The 24,138-nt window shown below is 74.8% G+C and carries 16 protein-coding genes; 6 read left to right on the top strand and 10 right to left on the bottom strand.

What is annotated here, in order from left to right; all coding sequences use genetic code 11:
• Positions 1-15 precede the first annotated feature (15 nt).
• Together ACFQSB_RS12005 and ACFQSB_RS12010 are read right to left on the bottom strand one after the other, a co-directional pair.
• Positions 16-468, bottom strand: coding sequence for a hypothetical protein (locus tag ACFQSB_RS12005; protein ID WP_380826300.1), 453 nt, complete (start codon positions 466-468; stop codon positions 16-18).
• Positions 469-618: 150 nt separating this feature from the next.
• Positions 619-1,380 (bottom strand): alpha/beta hydrolase, encoded by a 762-nt coding sequence (locus ACFQSB_RS12010; protein ID WP_380826302.1) that lies wholly within the window; start codon positions 1,378-1,380, stop codon positions 619-621.
• A gap of 189 nt (positions 1,381-1,569) precedes the next feature.
• Between ACFQSB_RS12010 and ACFQSB_RS12015 the strand changes: the two genes are divergently transcribed.
• Positions 1,570-2,283: a lysophospholipid acyltransferase family protein gene (locus tag ACFQSB_RS12015; RefSeq protein ID WP_354843380.1), complete on the top strand. Its 714-nt coding sequence runs from the start codon at positions 1,570-1,572 to the stop codon at positions 2,281-2,283.
• A gap of 55 nt (positions 2,284-2,338) precedes the next feature.
• Here ACFQSB_RS12015 and hypF read toward each other — a convergent pair whose 3' ends face one another.
• Positions 2,339-4,723, bottom strand: coding sequence for a carbamoyltransferase HypF (gene hypF / locus ACFQSB_RS12020; protein WP_380826304.1), 2,385 nt, complete (start codon positions 4,721-4,723; stop codon positions 2,339-2,341).
• A gap of 31 nt (positions 4,724-4,754) precedes the next feature.
• The gene (locus ACFQSB_RS12025; RefSeq protein ID WP_380826306.1) at positions 4,755-5,753 is read right to left on the bottom strand and encodes a Gfo/Idh/MocA family protein; all 999 of its coding nucleotides are present in this window, start codon (positions 5,751-5,753) and stop codon (positions 4,755-4,757) included.
• A gap of 383 nt (positions 5,754-6,136) precedes the next feature.
• Here ACFQSB_RS12025 and ACFQSB_RS12030 point away from each other — a divergent pair, with 383 nt between their 5' ends.
• Complete coding sequence (locus ACFQSB_RS12030; RefSeq protein WP_380826307.1) at positions 6,137-7,633, top strand: MFS transporter; 1,497 nt, start codon at positions 6,137-6,139, stop codon at positions 7,631-7,633.
• 235 nt (positions 7,634-7,868) lie between these two features.
• Positions 7,869-8,618 (top strand): cellulose binding domain-containing protein, encoded by a 750-nt coding sequence (locus tag ACFQSB_RS12035; protein WP_380826308.1) that lies wholly within the window; start codon positions 7,869-7,871, stop codon positions 8,616-8,618.
• A 34-nt stretch (positions 8,619-8,652) separates the two neighbouring features.
• On the opposite strand, the gene ACFQSB_RS12040 is transcribed toward ACFQSB_RS12035, so the two are convergent.
• The 3 genes from ACFQSB_RS12040 to mmuM all read right to left on the bottom strand — a co-directional run bounded on the left by ACFQSB_RS12040 (position 8,653) and on the right by mmuM (position 11,847).
• Positions 8,653-9,966, bottom strand: coding sequence for an FMN-binding glutamate synthase family protein (locus tag ACFQSB_RS12040; RefSeq protein ID WP_380826309.1), 1,314 nt, complete (start codon positions 9,964-9,966; stop codon positions 8,653-8,655).
• A gap of 62 nt (positions 9,967-10,028) precedes the next feature.
• Positions 10,029-10,772 carry a hypothetical protein gene (locus ACFQSB_RS12045; protein WP_380826310.1) on the bottom strand — a complete coding sequence of 248 codons (744 nt, stop codon included), beginning with the start codon at positions 10,770-10,772 and terminating at the stop codon, positions 10,029-10,031.
• A 190-nt stretch (positions 10,773-10,962) separates the two neighbouring features.
• The gene (gene mmuM / locus ACFQSB_RS12050; protein ID WP_380826311.1) at positions 10,963-11,847 is read right to left on the bottom strand and encodes a homocysteine S-methyltransferase; all 885 of its coding nucleotides are present in this window, start codon (positions 11,845-11,847) and stop codon (positions 10,963-10,965) included.
• A gap of 171 nt (positions 11,848-12,018) precedes the next feature.
• Here mmuM and ACFQSB_RS12055 point away from each other — a divergent pair, with 171 nt between their 5' ends.
• Positions 12,019-15,393, top strand: a complete 3,375-nt coding sequence (locus ACFQSB_RS12055; protein ID WP_380826313.1) for a DEAD/DEAH box helicase — start codon at positions 12,019-12,021, stop codon at positions 15,391-15,393.
• A gap of 44 nt (positions 15,394-15,437) precedes the next feature.
• On the top strand, positions 15,438-16,271 hold the full coding sequence (locus ACFQSB_RS12060) for an SWIM zinc finger family protein (protein WP_380826314.1): 834 nt from the start codon (positions 15,438-15,440) through the stop codon (positions 16,269-16,271).
• 126 nt (positions 16,272-16,397) lie between these two features.
• On the opposite strand, the gene ACFQSB_RS12065 is transcribed toward ACFQSB_RS12060, so the two are convergent.
• Positions 16,398-18,902: a VIT domain-containing protein gene (locus tag ACFQSB_RS12065; RefSeq protein WP_380826315.1), complete on the bottom strand. Its 2,505-nt coding sequence runs from the start codon at positions 18,900-18,902 to the stop codon at positions 16,398-16,400.
• Positions 18,899-19,921, bottom strand: coding sequence for a MerR family transcriptional regulator (locus ACFQSB_RS12070; protein ID WP_380826317.1), 1,023 nt, complete (start codon positions 19,919-19,921; stop codon positions 18,899-18,901). Before ACFQSB_RS12070 ends, ACFQSB_RS12065 begins: the two co-directional genes overlap by 4 nt.
• A gap of 120 nt (positions 19,922-20,041) precedes the next feature.
• On the opposite strand from ACFQSB_RS12070, the gene ACFQSB_RS12075 reads away from it, so the two are divergent.
• Positions 20,042-20,509 (top strand): Dps family protein, encoded by a 468-nt coding sequence (locus ACFQSB_RS12075; RefSeq protein ID WP_380826318.1) that lies wholly within the window; start codon positions 20,042-20,044, stop codon positions 20,507-20,509.
• Positions 20,510-20,622: 113 nt separating this feature from the next.
• Here the strand turns inward: ACFQSB_RS12075 and ACFQSB_RS12080 are convergent, their stop codons facing one another.
• A complete protein-coding gene (locus ACFQSB_RS12080) occupies positions 20,623-24,117 on the bottom strand; it encodes a P-loop NTPase fold protein (RefSeq protein WP_380826319.1) in 3,495 nt (1,164 codons plus the stop codon).
• Between the last annotated feature and the right edge of the window lie 21 nt (positions 24,118-24,138).

The raw sequence follows: 24,138 nt of genomic DNA on the forward strand, positions 1-24,138 counted from the left end.
CCCGGCAGGGGCCGCTCAGATGACCGCGCCGTCGTCCCAGCCGGAGTCGGGCGGTGAGCCGTCGCCCATGCGGACGATCAGCGCGACGAAGCCGCCGATGAACGCCGAGATGGCGGCGAAGATGATCCACCCCTCCATCGGCCACGACAGGAGCGCGGCCAGCAGGAGATAGGCCGGGCCGCCGAAGAGCGCCAGCCAGGCGATCTTGGTGCCGGAGTCCATCTTCGGCAGCGGGGGAGGGGGCGGGGGAACGTAATGGTCGCCGTCGTCGTCCTCGGCGACGGCGTCGTCCCGCTCGTCCTCACGGACCTCCGCGGGGACCTCGGCCTTCACCGCCTGGGGGGCGTCGTCGACGGGGACGTTCTCACGATCCGGCCACGGCTGCGCGCCCGAGGTCGGTTCGGCGGTCTCGTTGAAGGAGGCGACGATCTGACGCCAGACCTCGTCCTCATCGCTCTGTGGCGTCACCGGTCACTTCGATTCGTTCCAATGCTCATGGGCGCGCTCGCTGGATTGCTCGTGCTGCTGACCGTTGCTCGGTGGGTGGCTCCTGGATCGCATCGCTCGGGGCCGCCGCCACGTCTCGCCGCCTGACGCGGGCCGGGGCAGGGGGCCGGATCAGTCTCTCTGCAAGGGTACCGACGCGTGGGCCCTGATGAAGTCCAGGCTCCCCTCGAATATCAGAGGCGCATCGTTGTCCAGTGTGGCGACGTGGTAACTGTCGGCGCATTCGCGCACGGTCAGGTTCGCGCCGAGCACTTTGCGCAACAACTCGACACTGGCCGGCTTCACCACGTGGTCCTCGGGGCTGTGGTAGACCAGCACCGGCTGGGTGACGCGGCCGAGCTCCGACTGCACCAGCGACCACAGCTTGGGCAGCGTGGCCGCCGCCCTGACCGGCGTGCGGGTGTAGCCCAGCTCGGTCACCCCCTCGCGTTTGATGTCGTTGGCCACCCCGGCGACCGAGGACACCACCAACTTCAGCACCGGGGCCAGCTTCAGCAGGGGCACGTCGTTGACGATGGAGGGGTTGACCACCACCACGCCCCGCACCGCCCGGCCGTGGACCTCCGCCAGCCGCAGCGCCATGCACCCGCCCATGGACAGCCCCATGACGAACACCTCGGCGCAGCGGCCCCTGAGGTTCTCGAAGGCCCGCTCCAGCTCGGCGTACCAGTCTTCCCAGCGCGTGCGGTTCATCTCCTGCCAGGTCGTCCCGTGCCCGGGAAGGCGGGGCAGCGAGACGGTCAGGCCGGCCGCCGCCAGGTGCTTCGCCCATGGGCGAAGCGACTGCGGCGTCCCGGTGAAGCCGTGGCAGAGCAGCACCCCGACCTCGCCACCCTCGTGCTCGTACGGCTCGGAACCGGGCATGAGCGGCATGATGGTTCCCTCCTGGTGCGGCTCGCCTGATCGTCGCATGTTCGGGGCCCGCCCGCGAGATCCGCGGGCCAGGGTGTCGCGGACGGCGCACGGCGAGGTGTAGGTGGTGTGCCGTGGGCATGCGAAGATGACGCCACGCCTGTGAGACGGGCGTGTCGCGACCGCGTGAGCCGGAGAAGGAGTGCCCGAGTGTTCTACTGGGTGGTGAAGGCCATTCTCGCTCCGTTCCTTCATCTGGTGTTCCGCCCCTGGTCGGAGGGCACCGACCACGTCCCCAAAGAGGGTCCGGTCATCCTCGCGGGCAACCACCTGTCCTTCGCCGACCACTTCTTCGGCGCCCTCCCGCTGCCTCGCAAGGTCATCTCGCTCGGCAAGGCCGAGTACTTCACCGGGCGCGGCGTGAAGGGGCTGATGAGCCGGGCGTTCTTCACCGGCGTCGGCACGGTGCCCATCGACCGCTCCGGCGGCAAGGCCAGCGAGGCCGCGCTGCGCACGGGGCTGCGCGTCCTGCGCGAGGGACACATCCTCGGCATCTACCCCGAGGGCACCCGCTCGCCGGACGGCCGCCTCTACAAGGGCAAGACCGGCGTGGCCCGCCTGGCGCTGGAGTCGCGCGTGCCGGTGATCCCCTGGGCGATGGTCAACACCTTCGAGATGATGCCCACCGGCCGGCCGTTCCCCAAGCTCGGCATCCGCCCGGGCGTGCGGTACGGCAAGCCGCTGGACTTCTCCCGCTACTACGGCATGGAGGAGGACCGCCTGGTCCTGCGCGCCGTCACCGACGAGATCATGTACGCGCTCATGGAGCTGTCGGGCCAGGAGTACGTCGACAAGTACGCCGCCAGCGCCAAGGTCGAGATGGCCCGCGCCGCCAGGAAGTCCGGCTCCACCCCGGCCCCCTGACGACCCGCCACGCCCGCCGGCCGCTCACCGCGGCTTCCGGGGCGCCCGGCGGGGGTCACGTCTCGCCGGAGCGCCGCTGCCGGGCGGCGGCCACCGCGACCTGGCCGAGGCTGATCCCCCCGTCGTTGGGCGGCACCCGGCGGTGCGTCAGCACCGTGAACCCGTGGTCCTCCAGCAGGGCGCACGCCCGCTCCAGCAGCAGCACGTTCTGGAACACGCCGCCGGACAGCGCCACCGCCGTCAGCCCGGTGTCCTCGCGCACCCGCAGGCAGCCGGAGAGGATCAGCCGGGCGACGCCGTTGTGGAACCGCGCGGAGACCACCGGGGCCGCCACCCCGGCCAGCACGTCCTCCAGCGCCGCCTCGACCAGGTCGCGGCCCTCCGCCGCGAAGCCGCCTGACGGTTCCGGTACCTCCGCCAGGCCGAGGTCGCTCGTCGGCGTGGGGGCGTGCGCCGGCGTGGGGGCGCGCGGTGATGCCGGAGCCCGCGCCGGTGCGGGGGCGGGGGCGGGGGCGGTGAGCAGGCGGCAGGGGTAGGCGCCGCGTTCGCGCGGGTCGGCGAGCTGTTCCAGCTCGACGGCGGCCTGCCCCTCGTAGGTCACCGCATCGCGGCCGGTGACGATCGCCGACACCGCGTCGAACAGCCGCCCCGCGCTCGAGGTCAGTGGCGCGTTCACCCCGTGCCCCGCCATGGTCACCACGGCGTCCCACAGGGCCGCGTTGCGCGCCCGGACGCCGAGCGACCGCGGCGCGCCGCCGCCGAGGTAGGCCGCGGCCATCCGCCAGGGCTGCCGGACCGCCGCGGCGCCCCCGGGCAGCGGCACCGCCGCAAGATGGCCGGCCCGCCGGAACCCGGCCAGGCCGGCGACCAGGAACTCCCCGCCCCACAGCGTGCCGTCCGCGCCGTACCCCAGGCCGTCGAAGGCCACCCCGATCACCGGCCCCCGCGCGCCGTTGTCGGCCAGGCACGAGGCGATGTGCGCGTGATGGTGCTGCACGCCCACCCGCTCGGCGTCCTCGCGGTCCAGCGCGTACTTGGTGGACAGGTACTCCGGGTGCAGGTCGTGCGCCACCACCGCGGGACGGATGCCGAACAGCCGCTCGAAATGGCGCACGCCCTCGACGAACGACCGCAGGGTCTCGTAGTTCTCCAGGTCGCCGATGTGGTGCGACACGAACGCCCGGCCGCCCTCGGCCAGGCAGAAGGTGTGCTTCAGTTCGGCGCCGCACCCGAGCACCGGCCGGCGCGGCCCCCGGGCGAGCGGCAGCGGGGAGGGGACGTGGCCGCGCGACCGGCGGAGCGGCAGTTCCCGGCCGCGGAACACCCGCACGACCGAGTCGTCCGTGCGCGTGTGGATGGGCCGGTCGTGGGTCAGGAAGGCGTCGGCGATGCCGCGCAGGCGCTCGAACGCCGCCTCGTCGGTGTAGGCGATCGGCTCGTCGGACAGGTTGCCGCTGGTCAGCACGATCGGCTCGGGGAAGCGGCGCAGCAGCAGGTGGTGCAGCGGGGAGTAGGGGAGCATCACGCCGAGCGAGCGGGCGCCCGGGGCGACGGCGGGGGCGATCGCCGCGTCCGGGCGGCGGCCGAGCAGCACGATGGGCCGCTGCCGGCCGGTCAGCAGCCGTTCCTCCTCCGGGCCGACGTCGCACAGCCGCCGCGCCGCGTCCAGGTCGGCCGCCATGAGCGCGAACGGCCGGTCCTCGCGACGCTTGCGGGCGCGCAGCCCGGCCACCGCCGGCCCGTCGCCGGCCCGCACCGCCAGGTGGTACCCGCCGATGCCCTTGACGGCCAGCACCAGCCCGCGCCGCAGCAGGGTCGCGGCCCGGGCGAAGGGGTCGCCCGGGATCTCGCGGGACGCGGCGTCCACCAGCCGCAGGCGGGGGCCGCACGCCGGGCAGCACACCGGCTGGGCGTGGAAGCGCCGGCTCGCCGGGTCGTGGTACTCCGCGGCGCACGCCTCGCACATCGGGAAGGACGCCATCGTGGTGCCCGCGCGGTCGTAGGGCGAGGACAGCACGATCGTGAACCGCGGGCCGCAGGCGGTGCAGTTGACGAACGGGTAGCCGAACCGGCGGTCGGCCGGGTCCGCCAGCTCGCGCAGACAGTCGTCGCAGGTGGCGACATCGGGCGAGATCAGGGCGCGGCCCCGTCCGGCGCCGGTGCTGGCGACGATGCCGAACCCCGGCTCGCCGGTGACCGGGATCTCGCGCGAGGTGACCCGCTCGACCACCGCGAGCGGCGGCGGCCGCTCGCGCACCGCGCGCACAAACGCGGCGACGGCGCCCGAGGCGCCCTCCACCTCGATGAACACGCCGCACTCGTCGTTGCCGACCATTCCGCGCAGGCCGAGATCGGTGGCGAGCCGGTGGACGAAGGGGCGGAATCCCACCCCCTGGACGACACCGTCGACACGGACCTCGGCGCGGACACAGGACCTCACATGATCAGTCTCGGCCTCGTCACCCGGCTGATCAACGAACCTCGGCGGCCATGTCGGAGGGCGGCGCGGCGGACCGGGCGACGTGCTGGCGTGCCCGGTCCAGCAGGCGGGCCATGGCGAGGGAGTCATCCAGCGGCATGATCGCGCTTTCGGTGCGGCCCTCGGCGAGCGCGTCGCGGACCTCCCTGATCTCGCCGGCGTAGCCGTTGTCGGACTCGGCGATGAGGTGCTCCTCGGGCTCGCGGGACGGGCCGTGCAGCAGCATGCGCCGGGTGGCGTAGAACGGCGCCTCCAGCTCGGCGCGCATCAATGTGCCGGTCACCGTGGCCGCGTTGGACAGCGGGCTGAGCAGCGAGGTGTCCAGCAGCGCCCGCGCCCCGCCGTTCCACGACAGCAGCAGCCCCGCCTCCGCGTCGACCCCGCCGGCCGACAGCGAACCGGTGACGTCCATGGCATCGGGCTCGCCCAGCAGCAGCTGCGCCAGCCCCATCGGGTAGATGCCGAGGTCGAGCAGGGCCCCGCCGCCGAGCGCCGGATCCCACAGCCGGTGCGCCGGGTCGTAGGGCAGCGGGAACCCGAACGACGCGGCCACCGAGCGCGGCGTGCCCAGCGCGCCCTCGCCGATCATGCGGTGCAGCCGCTGGACCAGCGGGTTGAACCGCATCCACATGGCCTCCATCAGGAAGACCCCGGCGTCGCGGGCGAGCTTGACCATGCGCTCGGCCTCGGCGGCGTTCAGCGCCAGCGGCTTCTCGCACAGCACGGCCTTGCCCGCGGCGATGGCCAGCTCGGCCACCGGCAGGTGGTGCGAGTGCGGCGTCGCCACGTACACGACGTCGACGTCCGGGTCGAGCACCAGCTCGGCGTGCGAGCCGTACGCGCGCGGCGCGCCCAGTTCGGCGGCGAGCGCGGACGCCCGGCCGAGGTCGCGCGACCCGACGGCGGCGACGCGCATGCCGGGTTCGGCGGCGATCACCTTCCCGACGGTGCGCGCGATTCCGCCGGTGGCGGCGATACCCCATGACAGCACGATGTTCCTCCTTGGTGTGATCCGCGCCGCACGCCTCACGGCGTGCCGGCGGTCTGGTGCGGTGGTCGGTGGTCCTGCGGCGGGCGGGCGGCCCCCGGCGCTCCCGTGGACGATCCGCACTCCTCCAATGGCCGGCGTTCAGCGGAACGTGCCGGCACGGCGTGCGCCAGGTGTCGTACGTCTATCACACGCGCGAGCTCCGGCGGCCCGCCGCCCGGGGGACGCGGGGGTGCGGCGGCGCTGGGGAAACGGCGGGTTCGCGCCGCATCCTCCGCTGATCGCGGGGGGTGCGCGGGCGGGGGACGAGGCGGGAAAAGATCGTGATCAACGGGTATGTATCGTGCTTGTGCACACTTTTAGTGATCAATGATCGGGGACGGTTCATGAGCGGTTCGGCTTCGGAGAGCGGCCCTCCAAAGAAGGAGGACGGAGCGGAGCCCGGCTCCCGGGTGCGGGCGCCGGGCGTGGTGGTGGCGGTGCTGGCGTTCTGCGGCATCGTCGTGTCGCTGATGCAGACCATCGTCGTGCCGCTCATCCCCGACCTGCCGCGCCTCGTGCACACCTCAGCGGCCAACGCCTCCTGGATCATCACCGCCACGCTGCTCGCCGCCGCGGTCTGCAACCCGGTCAGCGGCAGGCTCGGCGACCTGTACGGCAAGCGGCGCGTCATGCTCGCCAGCCTGCTGCTGATGATCATCGGATCCGTCGTCTGCGCGCTGTCGGAGGGGCTCATCCCGGTGGTCGCCGGGCGGGTGCTCCAGGGGTGCGCCATCGGGGTGATCCCGCTCGGCATCAGCATCATGCGGGACGAGCTGCCGCCCGAGCGGCTCCCCTCGGCGATGGCGCTGATGAGCGCCACCCTCGGCGTGGGCGGCGCCATCGGCCTGCCGCTCGCCGCCTTCATCGCCCAGCACGCCGACTGGCACGCGCTGTTCTGGATGGCCGCCGCGGCCGGGGCGGTCAACCTGCTGCTGGTCGCGCTGATCGTCCCGGAGTCGCCGCTACGTGCCGCCGGCACGTTCGACGTCCCGGGCGCCATCGGCCTGACGGTGGGCCTGGTCTGCCTGCTGCTGGCCATCACCAAGGGCGGCGACTGGGGGTGGACGAGCGGCCCGACCCTCGGCCTGTTCGCCGCCGCCGTGGCCGTCCTGCTCGCCTGGGGCCTGATGGAGCTGCGCCTGCGTGCGCCGCTGGTCGACCTGCGCACCACCGCGCGCCGCCCCGTCCTGCTGACCAACCTGGCCTCGGTGGTCGTCGGCTTCGCACTGTTCGCGATGTCGCTGGTGCTGCCCACGCTGCTGCAGAGCCCGCCGGCGACCGGGTACGGGCTCGGGCTGTCGCTGGTCGAGGCGGGGCTGTGCCTGGCGCCCGGCGGCCTGGTGATGATGCTCCTCTCGCCGGTGTCCGCGCGGGTGTCGCGGCGGTGGGGGCCGAAGGTCGCCCTGATGGCCGGCACACTGGTGATCGCCGCCGGGTACGCGGCCACGCTGGGCCTGATGCGCTCGGCGTGGGAGGTCGTGATCGGCGGGTCGGTGATCGCGGCCGGGGTCGGCCTGGCCTACGCCGCGATGCCGGCGCTGATCATGAGCTCGGTGCCGGCGTCGGAGACCGCCGCCGCCAACGGGCTGAACGCGCTGATGCGCTCGATCGGCACCTCGGCCTCCAGCGCGGTGACCAGCGTCGTGCTGGCCCACATGACCCTGGCGGCGGCCGGCCCGTACACGCTGCCCTCCCTGCGCGGCCTCCAGGTCGCCCTGCTGATCGCCTGCGGGGTGTCCCTCCTGGGCGCCGCGATCACCTACTTCATCCCCGGACGGCCACGCCCCGGCCGCCCCGGCGGCGACCCGGTGACCGGCTCCCTCGCCCGCTCCACCGGCTGAGCCCCCAGGCTCGTGCCGCGTCGCGGTGACCGGCGTCCCGGATGAAAGCTTCACGCACGACCAGCGCATCCGGGCGCGGGGAGCGAGGGTCCCTTCTCGGGGCGCGCCAGGCGTTCGATGCTCGCAGGGAGAGGTCGTCGCCGTCGTGCATCGCTGGAGGGATCGGATGGGACTCCGCGCACCATGTTCATGGGGTAGGTGGGCGGCTTCGGCCGTCGCGTCGCTCGCCCTCGCTTTGACCGCCGTCTCCGGGGCGTACGCCGCCGTCCCGGCGAGCCCGGCGTCCGGCTCGGGCGCCGTGTCCGCCGCCGACACCACGCCGCCGTCGAAGCCGACCGGTCTTCACGAGCCCTGCGCCTCCGACACCTTGTACGTGCTCTTCTGCTGGACGGCGTCCACCGACGACGTCGGGGTCGTCGCCTACGACGTCTACCGGCAGGGGGACACCGGGTACGTCCAGGTCGGGACGTCCTCGTTTCCGGCCTTCGGAGATGACGACGTGGTCATCGGGAGGACCTACACCTACATCGTGATCGCCAGGGACGCGGCGGGCAACCAGAGTGTGCCCTCCGACCCGTTCGTGGCACTCGCCCGCGGCGGGCTCCCCTCGCCGACGGCCACCCCGAGCCCCCCTCCGACGCCGCAGAGCCTCGCGTGCGACGTGACCTACGAGTTCGTGGCGTGGCGAACGGGCCAGAACGCGTGGATCACGCTCAAGAACACCGGCACGGCCCCGATCGTCGGCTGGACGCTGTCCATCAGGTGGCAGGAGCCCGCTCCGCGCCTCACTTCGGGCCACTCGGCGGTGTGGAGCCGGACCGACTCCTTCTTCACCGCCCGCAACCTGGCCTGGAACAAGGTCATCGCGCCCGGCGCATCGGTGCAGGTCGGCTTCACCGCCGCGCATACCGGCGCCACCCCCGTCCCCCTGTACTACGGCGTGAACGGCGTCTACTGCTCCTCCACCTACGGCCCGCGCCGATAGCCGGGCGGCGCGCGCCGATAGCCGGGCGGCGCGGTCAGGTCGCCGGGGCGCCGGGGATCCAGGAGGTGCCGGCCAGGGGGACGCGGGCCATGGCCGCGGCCTCCACCGTGAGGGCGACCAGGTCGTCGGTGCCGAGCTGGTGGACCGACGACTTGCCGCAGGCGCGGGCGAGCATCGTGGTCTCGGTGGCCAGCGCGCGCAGGAAGTTGGCCACCCGCTCGGCCCCGAAGTCGGGGTCGAGCCGGTCGGCGAGCATGTCGTCCTGGGTGGCGATGCCCACCGGGCAGCCGCCGGTGTGGCAGGCCGTGCACGAGCCGGGCACGGTGCCGAGCGCCCGGTAGCCGAGGCTGACGTCGGCTCCGGTGTCGTCGGAGGGGGAGTTGCAGCCGAGCGCGATGAGCGCGGCCACCCCGATCGACACGGCGTCCGCGCCCAGGGCCAGCGCCTTGGCCACGTCGGCGCCGCTGCGCACGCCGCCGGAGACGACGAGCTGGACCCGGCCGTCCATCTCCATCGCGCGCAGCGTGTCGGCCGCCATGCGCGTCGCCGCCAGCGTCGGGACGCCGGTGTGCTCGATGAACACGTCCGCGGCGGCCCCCGTGCCGCCCTGCATGCCGTCCACCACGATCACGTCCGCGCCCGCCTCGACCGCGAGCCGGACGTCCGAGGCCACCCGCGCCGCGCCGATCTTGACGTACACCGGGATGCGCCAGGAGGTGACCTCGCGCAGCTCCTCGATCTTCACGCGCAGGCCCTCGGGCCCGTACCAGTCGGGGTGGCGGCTCGCCGAGCGCTGGTCCACGCCCTCGGGCAGGTCGCGCATGAACGCCACGGGGGTGGTGACCTTCTGGCCGAGGAGCATCCCGCCGCCGCCCGGCACGGCGCCCTGGCCGAGGACGATCTCGACGGCGTCGGCCGAGCGCAGGTGGTCGGGGTCGAAGCCGTACCGCGAGGGGAGGCACTGGTAGACCAGCGTCTTGGCGGCGCCGCGCTCGACCGGGGCCATGCCGCCCTCGCCGGTCGTCGCCGAGGTCCCGGTCATGCCGGCCGCCCGCCCGAGCGCCTCCTTGGCCGCGGACGACAGGGCGCCGAACGACATCCCGGCGATCGTGATGGGGATGTCCAGGACGACGGGTTCCTCGGCATGCCGGGTGCCGAGGATGGTGCGGGTGTCGCAGCGTTCCCGGTGCCCCTCGGGCAGGCCGGAGGACAGGCCGGCCGGCAGCAGCAGCAGGTCGTCGAAGCTCGGCACGGCGCGCCTGGCGCCCCAGCCGCGCACCGCGCCGCCGCCGAGCCTGGCGCGCTCCTGGATCTGCGCGATCACCTCGGGGGAGAAGGTGTGGCTCATCCTGTCCTCGGCGTAGGTCGATGGGTGGAGATCCCCCGCGTTCATCAGCGGGGGACGGGCGGCTAGTAGGCCCCGTGGTCGTCGTGGCGGTGGTGCATCTGGTACATGCGGCGGGCCGAGACGACCTTGGTCACCTGGGAGGGCGCGACATGGTCGAACCCGCATCCGTCCGCGAGGACCTTCACGAACGTCGCGTCGTGCTCGTCGAGCTCTTCGATGACCGCTCCGTCGCCGAGCCCGGCGATCTTCCCGTTGACGTAGACGACCGCCTCGAACAGCGAGTCCCCGAGGCACGGGCCGGCGTTCCCGCCGACCAGGATCACCCCGGACTGGGCGAGGTGCCCGCAGTAGGCGCCCGCGTCGCCGCCGATCGCCAGCGTGCCGCCCTTGAGGGAGATGCCCGCGTGCGAGGCGCAGGAGCCGTCCACCACCACGACCCCGCCGCGCGCGGAGGCCGCCGTGCTGCGCCCGGCCGAGCCGCGCACGTGGACGTCGCCCGACATGAGGTTCTCGCCGGCGCCGCCGCCGGCGGAGCCGTTGACGGTGACGCGCGCCTGCTTGCCGAGCCCGCCGGCGTAGAAGCCCGCGGGCCCGTCGATCTCGACGTGGACCGGGGCGTCCAGCCCCACCGCCAGGTTGTGCCGCCCGCCAGGGTTGGCCACGACGGCCCGTCCGCCGGGGAGGGCCTGGAGCGACCGGTTGATCTCACGGGTGGTCATCGCGGCGGCGTCAAGGCTCAGCCCGGCCCCCGGCGGAGCCCCTTGCCCTCCGGCCCGCTGGTCGGGCGGATGTGGCGGGGACGTCATCGCGCCTCCTGTTGACAGCCGTGCATCGGTGCCTGTCAGGAGTGAACCGTGACAATGTTGCCGCCGTGATGCTCGCGGATGACCACAGTGTTACCGGCGGGCCACTATCTTCTTCCGCGCCGCCCGGGTCCGGCGGAGAACGCGATGACCAGCCCTTTCCCGCCCTCCGGATGCCCGTCCCGCGGGCCGGTCAGCCGAGTTCGGCCTTGATTCGGCGGATGTGCTCGGGGGTCGTGCGGCAGCAGCCGCCGATGAAGGCCGCGCCCGCGGCGCGCCACTCGCGGGCGGCGGCCCCGAACTCCAGGGGGTCGGCGATCCCCGTCCAGCGGCGGTTCTCCGCGTCCCATCCCTCGCCGGAGTTGGGGTACACCACGATCGGCGAGCCGCTGATGTGGCCCATCAGGCTCTTGACGTCGCCCGGCGAGGTGCAGTTGACCCCGACGGCCACCACCTGGGGGTTGCCGGCGAACAGCGCGGCGCAGTCGGCCAGCTTCGTGCCGTCGCCGACGTGGTCGCCGTCCGGGCACGAGAAGCTCACCCAGGCGTTGACGTTCGGGGTCTCGCGGAGCAGGCGGGCGATGGCGCGCGCCTCGGCGTAGGAGGGGATGGTCTCGCAGGCCAGCAGGTCGGCGCCGCTCTCGGCCAGCACCTCCCAGCGGGGACGGTGCCATTCGACCAGGGCGTCCTCGTCCAGGTCGTAGTCGCCGGTGTACTCGGCGCCGTTGGCCAGGTAGGCGCCGTACGGGCCGACGCTGGCCGCGATCATGCCGCCGCCCGCCTCGTCCCTGGCCTCGATCGCGAGCTCGACGGAGAGCTGGATGAGCGCTCGGGCCTCGTCCCAGACCCTGCCGCGCCGGACGAACGCGGGGAAGCTCGCCTGATAGCTCGCCGTCGTCGCCACGTCGGCGCCGGCGGCGAAGTAGTCGAGGTGCGCCCGGCGGATGACCGAGGGGTCCTCCAGCAGGAGCCTGGCCGACCACAGCTCGTCGCGCAGGTCGCAGCCGAGGGCCTCCAGGTGTGTGGCGAGACCGCCGTCCAGGATCACAACATCGCTCTCATCAGGCTTAAAACTCACGCATATACCCTATGACCCATCAGACCGGATGTCGGTCGCGCCCGGGCGCCGAGTGGGGGCCGGGGCCGGTACCGTGCGGAGCGCGGGAACGGCCCGCCGGCGCGTAACGGCGCTCCGGCGGCGGCCGATGGCAGGGGAGCCGGGCGGCGCAGGCGGACGGGGGGTGGACGCGTGCTCGTGGTCCACGGGGCATGGACCGGTCGTGGCCTGGCGCTATGGGCGGAGGACACCTCCCCGCCCGCCGGGCAGGCCGTCACCGCGGGGGAACGGCCCCCCTCCTCCCCGTCCCCGGCGGCCTCTTCTCCGGCCGGCTCCTCCCTGGCCGGCGAGCGGCCCGCATCCGGGCGCGGACGGCCCGGCGCCGGGCGGCCGCACCCCTGCGCCACGCCCTCCGCGACCCTCGCCGCCGCGCTCGGCCTGGTCGTCACCACCCCCCTGCCCGCCACGGCCGCCGGCGACGGCGTCCCCCGGGTGACCGGGGCCGCGCCGGGCCGGTGGGCGAGCGAGACCGACGGGCGCGCGGCCGCGAACGCCGCCACCGGCGGGGCGATGACCCTGTGGCTCCCCGGGACGGCCCGGGCGCCGCTGCCCTCTCCCGAGTCCGGCCTGCCGACCACCGCGCGCGCCCCCAAGATTTCGTCCTGGCAGGTTCCCGCCCTGTTCCTGCCGCCGGCCGCGGCGCTCCGCCTGCTCGGCACGCTGTCCGGCGGGCACGACGCCGCCCCGCCCGCTTCGGGCGCGCACGACGCCGGCGCGCCCGCCTCCGGCGGCCCCGAGTGGGGGGCGGGAGGATCACTGCGCTACCTCGCCGTCGTGGCCGAGCACGCCCGGGCGCTCGTGCGGCGCGGCAGGGTGCTGCCCCAGCTGCTCGCCGAGGGCGGCGGCTACGCCGCCCGCTGGCTGCCCGTCCTGACCGGCGCGGACGCCGCCGCCTTCCGCGAGCTGGCCGCCGCCATGCCGCCGGTGGTCCGCGCGGCCGGCGGCGAACACCCCGCGGCCGAGGTCCTGCGCGACGCCCTCGCGGCCCTGGCCGACGGCGCCGTCCGGCTGTCGCTGCCGGACAGGCTGCTGCGCGGCAACCGCCCAGGTCCCGCGGGCGCGCTGCCCGAGCGGTGGCTGTCGGCCCTCACCACCCCCGATGCCGCCGTCCCCGGCGCCGGCGGCCGCGAGGCCGAGGCGCTCGCCGGCGCGCTCGCCGACTGGCACGCCTCGGCCCGGCAACTGGACGGGCCGATCCGTGTCTGCTTCCGCCTCATCGAGCCGCGCCGCGACCCGGCGGTGGAGGAGGGCGGCCGGCCCGGCATCGAGCAGAGGAACGGCTCCGAGCAGGAGAACGGCCTCAAGCGGGATGAGGGCCCCGGGCAGGGGGGCGGGGATGAGCAGGGTGAGGGGGACCACGACGCCTGGGAGCTGGAGTTCGCGCTCCAGTCGGTCGACGACCCGAGCCTGTACGTGCCGGCGGGCATGCTGTGGCGGGGCGAGCGCGTCCCCGGGCTGCCCAGACGCCCCGACGAGGTCCTGCTCGCCGGGCTCGGCCGGGCCGTGCGGCTGTGCCCCGAACTGCACACGGCCCTGCGCGACCCCCGGCCGTCCGGCATGGTGGTGGACACCGCGTGGGCGTTCGGCTTCCTGCGCCGGTCCGCGCCGCTGCTCCAGGCCGCCGGGTACGGCGTCAGCCTCCCCGCGTGGGCCGGGCGCAAGGGGCTGGGCCTGCGGCTGACCACCCGTTCCCGCACGGCGACGCCGTCGCGGGCGGCGGCCGGCCAGGGGTTCGGCCTCGGCGAGCTGGTCGACTTCAAGGTCGATCTCGCCGTCGGCGATCACACGATCAGCGAGGAGGAGCTGGAGGAGCTGGCCCGGCTGAAGGTCCCGCTCGTCCGCGTGCGCGGCCAGTGGGTCGAGCTGGACGACCGCCAGCTCAAGGCCGCCCTGTCGGTGCTGGAACGGCGCAGGTCGGGGCAGATGACCGTCGCCGAGGTGATCCAGGAGGTCGTCGGCGGCGGCGAGGAGGAGCTGCCCCTGATCGGCGTGGACGCCGACGGTCCGCTCGGGGACCTGCTGTCCGGCGAGGCCGAGCGGCGGCTGTCGGCCCTGGCCACCCCTCAGACCTTCAACGGCAGCCTGCGCCCCTACCAGGAACGCGGCCTGTCATGGCTGAGCTTCCTGTCCGGCCTGGGCCTCGGCGGCATCCTGGCCGACGACATGGGATTGGGCAAAACCGCCCAAACCCTGTCGTTGTTGCTGGAGGAGCGCACCTCCGGCGGGGCGGTGGCGCCGACGTTGCTGGTGTGCCCGATGTCGCTGGTGAGCAACTGGCACAAGGAGGCCGAGCGGTTCGCGCCCTCGCTGCGCGTGTACGTCCACCACGGCGGCACCCGCAAGCGCGACGAGGAGCTGGCCGAGACGGTGCGCGAGGCCGACCTGGTCCTCACCACCTACGGCACGGCGCTGCGCGACGCGCCGGTCCTGGCCGGGTTCACCTGGGGCAGGGTGGTCTGCGACGAGGCCCAGGCGATCAAGAACAGCGCCGCCCGGCAGGCCCAGGCCGTGCGCTCCATCCCGGCGCGCACCCGGCTCGCGCTGACCGGCACCCCGGTGGAGAACCACCTGGCCGAGCTGTGGTCGATCATGGAGTTCTGCAACCCCGGCCTGCTCGGCCCGGCCAAGCGGTTCCGCGACCGCTACCAGGAGCCCATCGAGGCCCGCGGAGACCAGGACGCCGCGCGCGCGCTCAAGCGCGCCACCGGCCCGTTCGTGCTGCGGCGCCTCAAGACCGACAAGACGATCATCTCCGACCTGCCGGAGAAGCTGGAGATGAAGGTGTGGTGCACGCTCACGCCCGAGCAGGCCAGCCTCTACCAGGCCGTCGTCAACGACATGCTCGCCCGCATCGACGACAGCGAGGGCATCGAGCGGCGCGGCAACGTCCTGGCGACCATGACCCGCCTCAAGCAGGTGTGCAACCACCCCGCCCACCTGCTCAAGGACGGCTCCCGGCTCGCCGGGCGCTCGGGCAAGCTCGCGCGGCTGGAGGAGCTGGCCGAGGAGATCGTCGAGGAGGGGGACAAGGCGCTGGTCTTCACCCAGTACGCCGAGTTCGGGTCGCTGCTCCAGCCCTACCTCGCCTCCCATCTCGACCGGCCCGTGCTGTGGTTGCACGGCGGGCTGCCCAAGAAGAGACGCGACGAGCTGGTCGAGCGCTTCCAGAACGACGAGGAGCCCATGGTCTTCCTGCTGTCGCTCAAGGCGGCGGGCACCGGGCTGAACCTCACCGCGGCCAACCACGTGATCCACGTGGACCGCTGGTGGAACCCCGCCGTCGAGGACCAGGCCACCGACCGGGCGTTCCGCATCGGCCAGACCAGGAACGTCCAGGTCAGGAAGTTCATCTGCGTGGGCACCCTCGAAGAGCGCATCGACGAGATGATCGAGCGCAAGAAGGCCCTCGCCGAGACCGTCGTCGGCGCCGGCGAAGACTGGATCACCGACCTGTCCACCGAGCAACTGCGCGAGCTGTTCCGCCTGAGCCCGGAGGCGGTGAGCTGAGATGACGGTGTCCCCGAGGTCCGGCCCGAAGGCGGTGAGCTGAGATGCCCCTGGGCAAGGACGGCTGGTTCGAGGCCGCCGCGCCGATCAAGGTGGAGGGCGGCATCCAGGCGCGCAGCAGGCGCGGCTCGATCGGCGAGCAGTGGTGGTCGCGCAGGTTCATCGACATCCTCGAGCGCGTCTGCGACGCCGGACGGCTCAGCCGAGGACGCGCCTACGCGAGGAAGGGCCAGGTGCTGTCCATCGACCTGGCGGCCGGGCGGGTCGAGGCGGCGGTCCAGGGGTCGCGGCCGGCCCCCTACCACGTGTCGATCCGCATCCCCGCCTACGGCGCGGACGCCTGGGCCGCCGTCCAGGACGCCCTGGCCGGGCAGGCGCTGTACCGCGCGAAGCTCCTGGCGGGCGAGATGCCTCCCGAGATCGTCAAGGTGTTCGACGACCTCGGGCTGCCGCTGTTCCCCTCCGGCGCCGCCGAGCTGGACATGGACTGCTCGTGCCCCGACTGGGGGTCGCCGTGCAAGCACCTGTCCGCCGTGCTCTACCTGCTCGGCGAGGCGTTCGACCAGGACCCGTTCCTGGTGCTCGCCTGGCGGGGACGGGCCAAGGAACCGCTGCTGGAGGCCCTGCGGGGGACGCCGGACGAGGAGGAGGAGCCGCAGGACCCGCTGCACGTGGACGACGTCCCGTTCGCCGAGCGCACCGGCGACTTCTACGCGTCCTCGGTGCCGCTCGGCCGCCTGCGCCCCCGTCCCGGCGGGGCCGCCGCGCCGCCGGAGCTGCTGCTGCGCGCCCTGGAGCCGCCCGCCGTGAAGGTGCGCCACATCCCTCTGCTGGACATCCTCCGCCCCGCCTACCGCCGGCTCGGCGACCCCGGCTGAGGCCGCCTTCCGCGCGGAGGGGGCCCGCCCCCAAGCCTGACCACCGGCGATCTCCGCGTGAGCGCGGGACCGGCGCCGGCCACGGCGAGTCACCGCCGGGCCGGCGCCGGGCCGCCGGCCGCTTCGTCAGGAGCGCTTCCAGAAGGACGCGCGCTGGGCGCGGGGCCGGCCCGCGGCGGACCCGGTGGTGCCGGCCGAGGTGCCGTCGCCGCTCAGGGCGGTCAGCCGTTCGACGGCGCGGCGCCACAGGGCGTCGACGTCGGCGGCCGGGTCGCCCTCGCAGGCCGACAGGTCGCGGGCCAGCGCCGACAGCTCGTTCTCCCCGCCCACGTAGGCCGCCAGCGCGGCCAGGCGGCTGCCCAGGTCGGCCAGGTAGCGCCTGCGCTCGGGCGCGGCGAGCGCCTCCTGCTCGCGCAGCCGTGCCAGCTCGGCGGCCAGTTGCGGCCGGACGATGTCCAGCGAGTGCGGGACCGGCGGCGCGGGGGGCGCCATCCTCGGGCTCGACGGCCGCGCGAACATCGGGCCGCGCGGCGCGCCCGACGGGACGGCGAACGGCCCCCCTCCGAACGCCGCGTCGCCCACCGGCGCGCCGGCCGCGCCCGGAGCCGGGCCGCCGCCCGCCATGAGCGTGCCCTCCCCGCCCATGACGCTGAAGACGGCGGGCGCGGAGGCGGCCATCGGCGCGGCGGCGATGGGCGCGGCGAAGCCGGGCGCCTCCCAGCCGCTGGGCAGCTCCACCGGCTGCACCACCCGGTGCCGCGGCCCGCCTTCGGCCACGACCCGGGTGTCCACGGCCACGAACGCGGTGAACCGGCACAGCACGCCGTGCCGCAGCGAGGCGGCGACGATGTCGTGCTCCAGGGCGTGCTCGCCGACCGCGTAGCGGTCCTCCAGCCGGCGCAGGTGGGCCCGCGCCCAGATGGCCCGCGGCGCGTCCCCCTCGGCGGGCCGGCCCTCCAGCCGCTGCTCCCACGGGCCGCCGTCCTCGCGCAGGCCGTGGACGGTCAGCGCCCCGCGGGAGGCGCCCCGGTACCGCCCGTAGACGGTGAGCGGGACGCCCGAGTACAGCGAACCCAGGTGGGTCACGCTGCCCGCCACCACCTCCAGCCCCTCGGCCTTCAGCGACAGGCCGGTGACCAGCGGCGACCCGATGCGGCGGTGGATGTGCTCCATCGCCTCGTCGAGACGGTCCTCCGACTCCACCAGCTCGCAGCGGCCCGCGCCGAGCCCGGCCAGCCGGCCGAGGAACCCGGCGTTCACCGCCCGGTCGATGCCGACGGTGTGCACGCGCACGGCCGCCAGCCGCGAGCCGAGGCGTTCCAGGATCTGGTCCTCGTTGCCGACCTGCCCGTCGGTGACCAGGACGAGCACCCGTTCCCTGCCGGGATCCTCCAGCAGGCCGAGCGCCTCCTCCATCGGCTGCAGCATCTCGGTGCCGCCCCGCGCCTCCAGCCGGGCCAGGTGCTCGACGGCCCGGTAGCGGTTGCGGTCGGTCGCCGGGACCAGGCCCGCGTCCACGCCGAGGGGACGCTCGACGACGCTGTCGAAGGACAGGACGGCGAACCGGTCGGCGGAGGACAGGGTGTCGACGATGCGCGCCGCGGCCCGCCGGGCGGCGACCATCTTCCACCCGGTCATGCTGCCCGAGCGGTCCAGCAGCAGCGCCACGTCCCTCGGCCCGCGCCGGGCGTCGGTCCGCGCGGGCGGGAGCACGGTCAGCACGAACGTGCCGTCCCCGTCGGCCTCCCCGTCGATCTCGGCGTCGACGCCGTCGGCTCCGGTGTCGGCTCCGGTCTCGGCGGTGGGCGCCGGTCGGCGGGTCTCGCCGTCGGGGACGAGGGTCAGGGCGCTGGAGGCGTCGAACGCCAGGCGCAGGACGAAGTCACGGTCGAGGCGCTCGCCGGGCAGCAGTCGCACGACGCCGTCCTCCTGGGAGACGACGTGCAGGCTGGAGCGCATCTCGGTCAGGTCGAGCCCGGCGGGGTCGACGCGGGCCGTCAGGGCCAGCCGCACCGGGTTCGGGAAGCCCGGCAGCAGCACCGGCGGGGTGATCCGCGAGGCGTCCGGGACGGCGTCGGTGTCGGCGGACACGCCGTCCCCGGCGGCGAGGTCGTCCAGCGGCGTGCCCGGGATGTAGCGGGGCGCCACGACCAGCGGGAAGCGGAAGGTCGCCGCGCCGTCCTCGTAGGGGAGCGGCTGGCTGAGCGTCAGCCGCACCGTCACCCGCTCGCCGGGGACGATGTTGCCGACGCGCATGGTGAAGACGTCCGGGCGCTCCTCCTCGGCGATGGCGGCGCGCTGCCCTCGCGCGATGGCGCGGTCGTAGTCCTGGCGGGCCTGGCCGCGCTCCTTGAGCACTCCCTCCACCACCCGGTCGTCGGCCTCCATGCGGAAGGCCGTCACCGCGGCGCGGTCGGGCAGCGGGAAGATGTAGGTCGCCTCCAGGGGCACGTCATGCGGGTTGCGAAAACCCTGCGTGACCTCGACGCCGCAGGTCAGCGCGGTGATGTTCGCCTCGACCTCGACGCTTTCCAGGGGCAGGTTCCCCTTGCCGGTGCTCAGGGTCCCGAGCCCCGCGTCGGGCGCCGGGGCGTACTCGCCGGGCTTCAAGGATGTGATCTGCACAGTCATGATGACGACCTTTCGGGCGGAGACTGGTCGAGGCCGGCGGCCGGGGCGGCATGCCCGGGGACGCCGGAAGGCAGGAGGCCGCGGTCGTGCAGCAGGGCGAGCAGCGGTGCGGCGGCCTCCCGCAGCGCGGCGATGTCGCCGGGGGCGGGAGGCCGCCCTTCGAGCAGGAGCGTGACCTCGGGCGCCAGCCGCACGCCGTGCACCAGGTCATCGGCGGGCGCGGCGGCGGGAACGACGCCCGGCCACCGGCCCGCCGGGCGGGGCAGGGCCTGCTCGGGAGCGAAGGGCGCCGCGAGGAAGTCCGGCGGCGTGGCCTGCCCTCCTGGCAGGCCCGGCGCCGGCCCCCCGGGCGCCACCGGCGGCCCCCCGTTCACCGCCGCCGGACTCCCGGACCCCGTCCCGCCCGCGGTCGCCGGCGTGCCGGTCCCGCCTTCCGTGGCCGGCGTGCTTCTCTCGCTTCCCGTCGCGAGGACGGCGGCGACGCGCCCGTGGGCCGGAGCCGCGGCCGGGTCCGTCGCGGGCGTGCGGGTTCCCGCGGCGGCCGGGCGGGCCGCCCAGAAGCGCGGCCGGGCGCGGGGGGAGCCGGACGGCGGGTCTCCGGCCGGGTCACCGGTGGGGTCCCCGGTCGAGTCCTCGGCCCGATCGCCGGTCGGCTCAACGGCCGGGTCGCCGGTCGCGCTGGGCCGGGGCGCGGCGGGAACCGGCCGCCCGGCCGCGTCGACGATCTGCTCCAGCGCCGTGTCGGTCGCGCCGGCCAGCTCGGCCTGGATGTCGGCGATGGACCGGCCCTCGGCCTGCAGGCGCTTGACGGCGACCAGCTGGAGCAGGTGACGCCTGCCGTACAGCGCGACCCGGCCGCGGCGGGTGAGCGGCGGGTCGAGCAGGCCGATCGTGGTGTACCAGCGGATGAGCCGCTCGTTGGGCACGTCTCTGACCCGGCCGTTGGGCCGCCGCGGCGAGGACGGCAGCAGGTGCGCCGCGTGCTCCGCCAGCTCGCCGATCGTCCAGGTGTCACTCATGCTTCCATGCTGACACTGCAACTATGACACTGTCAATGTTTAGCGCTTCGGGAGACCGGTTAGGGCGTTCTAGGTAGCCAGGTAGAAGGCCGTCGATCATTCTTGAGGGGAAGATGCTTCATGGCCCAGATCACCAGCCCGCTCCCGAGCGACAAGCAGAAGATCGCGGGCGATGCGCTGCAGGGAGCTCTCATCGACCTGCTCGACCTCTCGCTCCTGGGCAAGCAGGCGCACTGGAACCTGATAGGCCGCAACTTCCGTTCGCTGCACCTGCAGCTGGACGAGATCGTGGCCCTGGCGCGGACCGGCGCCGACAGCGCGGCCGAGCGGGCGGTCGCCCTGGGCGTCAACCCGGACGGCCGCGCGGCGACCGTCGCCCGCGACACCCAGATCAGACAGTTCGACACCGGATACATCGAGGACGGCAAGGTGGTCGCCGCGTTCACCGACATCCTCGGCGAGATGATCGCCCGGATGCGCGAGCGCATCGCCGCCACCGAGGAGCCGGACCCGGTCACCCAGGACCTCCTCATCCAGATCACCGAGGGCCTCGAGAAGCAGCACTGGATGATCCAGGCCCAGCGCTGACCCCGGCCGGGCTCGCGGCGGCGGCCGTGAGCACCCCGGCCCCGCTCACGGCGGCGGCCGCAGGGACCCTGGCCCCGCTCACCGCGGCGGCCGCAGGGACCACTGGGCCCGGCTCACAGCAGCCGCCAGGCGAGGTGGGCGACGGGCGGGCCGGCGCCCAGGAGGGCGCGGAGGGCGTCCCAGCGCGCGGCGCCGGCTCTGGCGCCGCGCACCAGGCCCACCTCGACGAGGGCGCGGGCCCAGGCGTCCTCGTCCGCGCCGGCCGCCCGCTCAAGAACGTCGAGCGCCGTCCGTCCTGCCGCGGATCCGGGACGCCCCGGGGCGTCCGGCGGCGGCGATGATTCCGAGATCACCGGAAATGCCGGAGTGAATGGCGCTTCTTGGCCGGGCATGTCCGGCGTGGCGGGGCGGTCGCGGGGGAGTGGCGGGCCGTCCAGTTCGCGGGCGAGCAAGGACAGCAGATGCGGCCAGCGGATGGCGAGCACCGCGAGCTTCGCGACCTCCTCGTCGGTCGCCTTCGCCGCCCCGGCCAGGGCGCGCCGGTAGGTCACGAAGGAGTAGAACCGGAAGACGTTCACATACCGCTTGAGCTCCCGGGGGTTGCTCAGCGTGAGGACGGGCAGCACCCGCGCGATCGCGGCGTAGGCGTTCTCGTCGCTGTAGAGGTCGTCGTAGACCCGGTCCGCCGCCAGGCGCGTCGCGGCCGACAGCCCGCCGATGGCGTCGCCGTCCGCCGCGCCCACCTGGTCCTGCGCGTCACGCGCGACGATGTCCAGGTCGCCGGCCGTCGGGCCCATCGCCCTGATCGCCGCCTCGACGCGGTCCACCAGCCCTGGGTCGGCTCTGACCTCCGGCTCGGCCCTCCCGGACAGGCGCACCCCCCTTCCGCCGCCCCGGGGGCCGCGGGCGGAGCGCGTGGGGCGCGGTGGGCCCGGGACCGGCGCGCCGTCCCCGGGGCTCGGGTACGGGCGCGTGGTGTGCCGTGGGCTTGGGGCGGTTCCGCCGTCCCAGGGGGCCGGGTGCGTGGTGAGCGGTGGGCTCGCGGCCGGTTCGGGCGCGGGCGGGTGTTCCTGGCCGGGCGGAGGGCCGGAGCGCCGGTCGTCCGGGGGGCTCGCGGGCGGGGCGGGCACTTCCAGCAGGGCGCGCAGGTAGGCGGGCAGCCGTTCGCCGTCGTCGAGCATGGGGACGCTCAGCGGAAGCTGCACGATCTTCTCCAGGAAGCGCCACCCGAGACCGGAACGCTCCTCGGCGGAGGCGGGGAGCGATCGGGCGAGGTCCCGGTAGGCCACCTCGACATGCGCGGCCACGACCTCCGGCTCCATGGCCAGGACGAACACGCAGTTGGGGAACTCCCCGGCGAGGAACAGGTTGACCGCCTCGATCACCTGCGCCACCGTCCCCGGCGAGCAGCGGTCCAGGTCGTCCACGAACACCAGCAGCGGGCGCTCCTCGGTGGCGACCATGCCGAGCACCCGCCGCATGTCGGTCTGCACCAGGTGCAGGAACCCGGTCCTGGCCCGGTACCCCGGGTCGGGCGACAGCTCCGAGCCCGCGCCGGGCCCGCCGCCGAGCAGGTCGGGCTGGCGGACGAGCCGGGTGAACGCGGTGTCGGCCGACTCGCCCATGAAACGCGCGAGCCGCACCCCGGCCGCGATCAGGACGAGGAACGAGCCGCCCGACCCGACGGCCGCGGCCGTGCCGCGCAGCAGTGAGCCGGCCGCGGGCACCAGGGCCGACGCGGCGAGCGAGGCGCCGGTGACCAGCAGCGTCGCCAGGAACGCGAGGGCGACCGGGAGCAGGCGGGTCGCGGCCAGCCGGTAGGCCCGGCGGCGCACCTCCTCCCTGTCGACCCGGGCGAGGTTGAGCGCCAGCCAGAAGCGCTCACGCTCGCCGCGCGGGAGCCGGCAGGTGATCTGGCTGATGATCTCGTGGGCCAGACCGGCCCACACCTGCTCGCCGCTCTGGTACATCCAGGGGTTGAACCAGACGGTCGGCCGCCAGTCGGCGTGCCGCAGGGGAAGCTCGCCGGGGACCGCGTACTCCCGGCCCCCGGGCTCGGCCCGCCTGGCACGCGAGAGCACCTCCGCATTGGTCACCCGCCCCGCCGAGCCACCCCGTGAGCCACCCCCTCCTCCAGGACCGGACCCCTCACCCCACCCGGCACGCCTCCGGAAGAGCCCTCCACTCCACCAGGCGAACCCCCGGCGAGACCCACCGTCCCGTGCGGCGCGCTCCGGGCCGGGATCGTGTCGGGCGCGGGCACGACCGTCCGGCCCGAAGGCGAGGTCCTCCGCCGGAGTGGCGAGGTGGATCGCGGCGGGGCGGTCCTCGGCCGCGCCCGGGTCGAGCAGGTCCTGCACCATGCGCATCAGCGACGTCTTGCCCGCGCCCCACGGCCCCTTGACGCCGACGGTCAGCGGCGGCCGCGTCTCCGGGTGGCGGACGAACGCCGCGATCGCTTCGGCGTGCACCCTGTGGCCGAGGCGGTCCCGCAGGGTCCACCGGTCGCCGGTCAGCCGGGCACGAGGCTGGACGGCGCGCCGTGCGGCCCGCCACCGGCGCAGCCCCGCCGAGACCCGTGCCAGCTCCCGCGCGTCGGGCCGGCCGGCGAGGGCGGGACGCACCGCCGGATCGGCGAACGGCGTGTTCTCGCCCAGCAGTCCCCACGCGGCCAGCTCCCCGAGCGCGTGCGCTTCGCGCGTGCCGGCGGGAGCGTCATCCATGAGCAGGGCCGCCGTCTCGGGCGTGAGCGGCTCGTCCTCGGTGAGGAGGGTCGCCCGGCGCAGCAGCAGCCTCGCCGGCTCGCTCAGGTGCACGTCGTAGACGCGGCCGACCAGCTCGCGGGCGGAGGCGGGGGCGACCGTGTCGCCGGTGGCCGCCAGGCGGGCGAGCGTCGCGGCGAAGGCGGGGCCGAGGTCCCCGGCGGGCCGCCGGGCGCGGGCGACCTCGATCAGCTCGCCCTCGCCGTAGGTGAGCAGGTACGGCCGCCGGTCGGCGCCGAGGTCGGCGCAGCGCTCGTCGGCGTACCGGTACAGGTCGCCGACGGACACGGCGCCGTCCCGGTCCAGGTCGGCCTCGCCGGACAGGATGCCGTCGGCCAGGATCGCCGTGAGCGACACCGCGCCGCCGGGACGCTCGCCGGGCATGGTGGCACTGGTGGTGAGCGCGGCGGCCGCGGCGACCGGCTCGCCACGGACGTGCAGGCGGGTCACCGTCTCGTGCGGGTGGCCGGGCCCGGCCGTGACCAGCCAGCCGAAGTCCACGATCAGGAGCAGCGCCGCCCCGTCGGAACGCTCGACGCGGCGCGCGAACTCCCCCATCAGCGCGCCGAACTCGCCCGGACCCCACCCCGACTCGGTGGACCAGCGGACCAGGAGCAGGTCCCCCGGCTCGACGGCGTCCAGGAACGCGCCCACCCTGGTGTGGTCGTCCGCGTCGCACTCGGCGGTCTGGACGGCGTACCCCTCGCCGGTGAGGGCGTGGACGAGCCGGCGGTCGGCCGCGCCGCCCGCCCTCGCCGCGCCCCGGCCGTCGCGGTCGAGGAAGACCAGCGCCTTGCGGTTCCTGATCTTCGGGGCGGGCGGCGCTAGAACGGTCGTCGTGGTCATCGGCTGCTCCCATGGCCGGGC

The organism is Sphaerisporangium rhizosphaerae (genome assembly GCF_042665155.1).
GTDB lineage: Bacteria > Actinomycetota > Actinomycetes > Streptosporangiales > Streptosporangiaceae > Sphaerisporangium > Sphaerisporangium rhizosphaerae.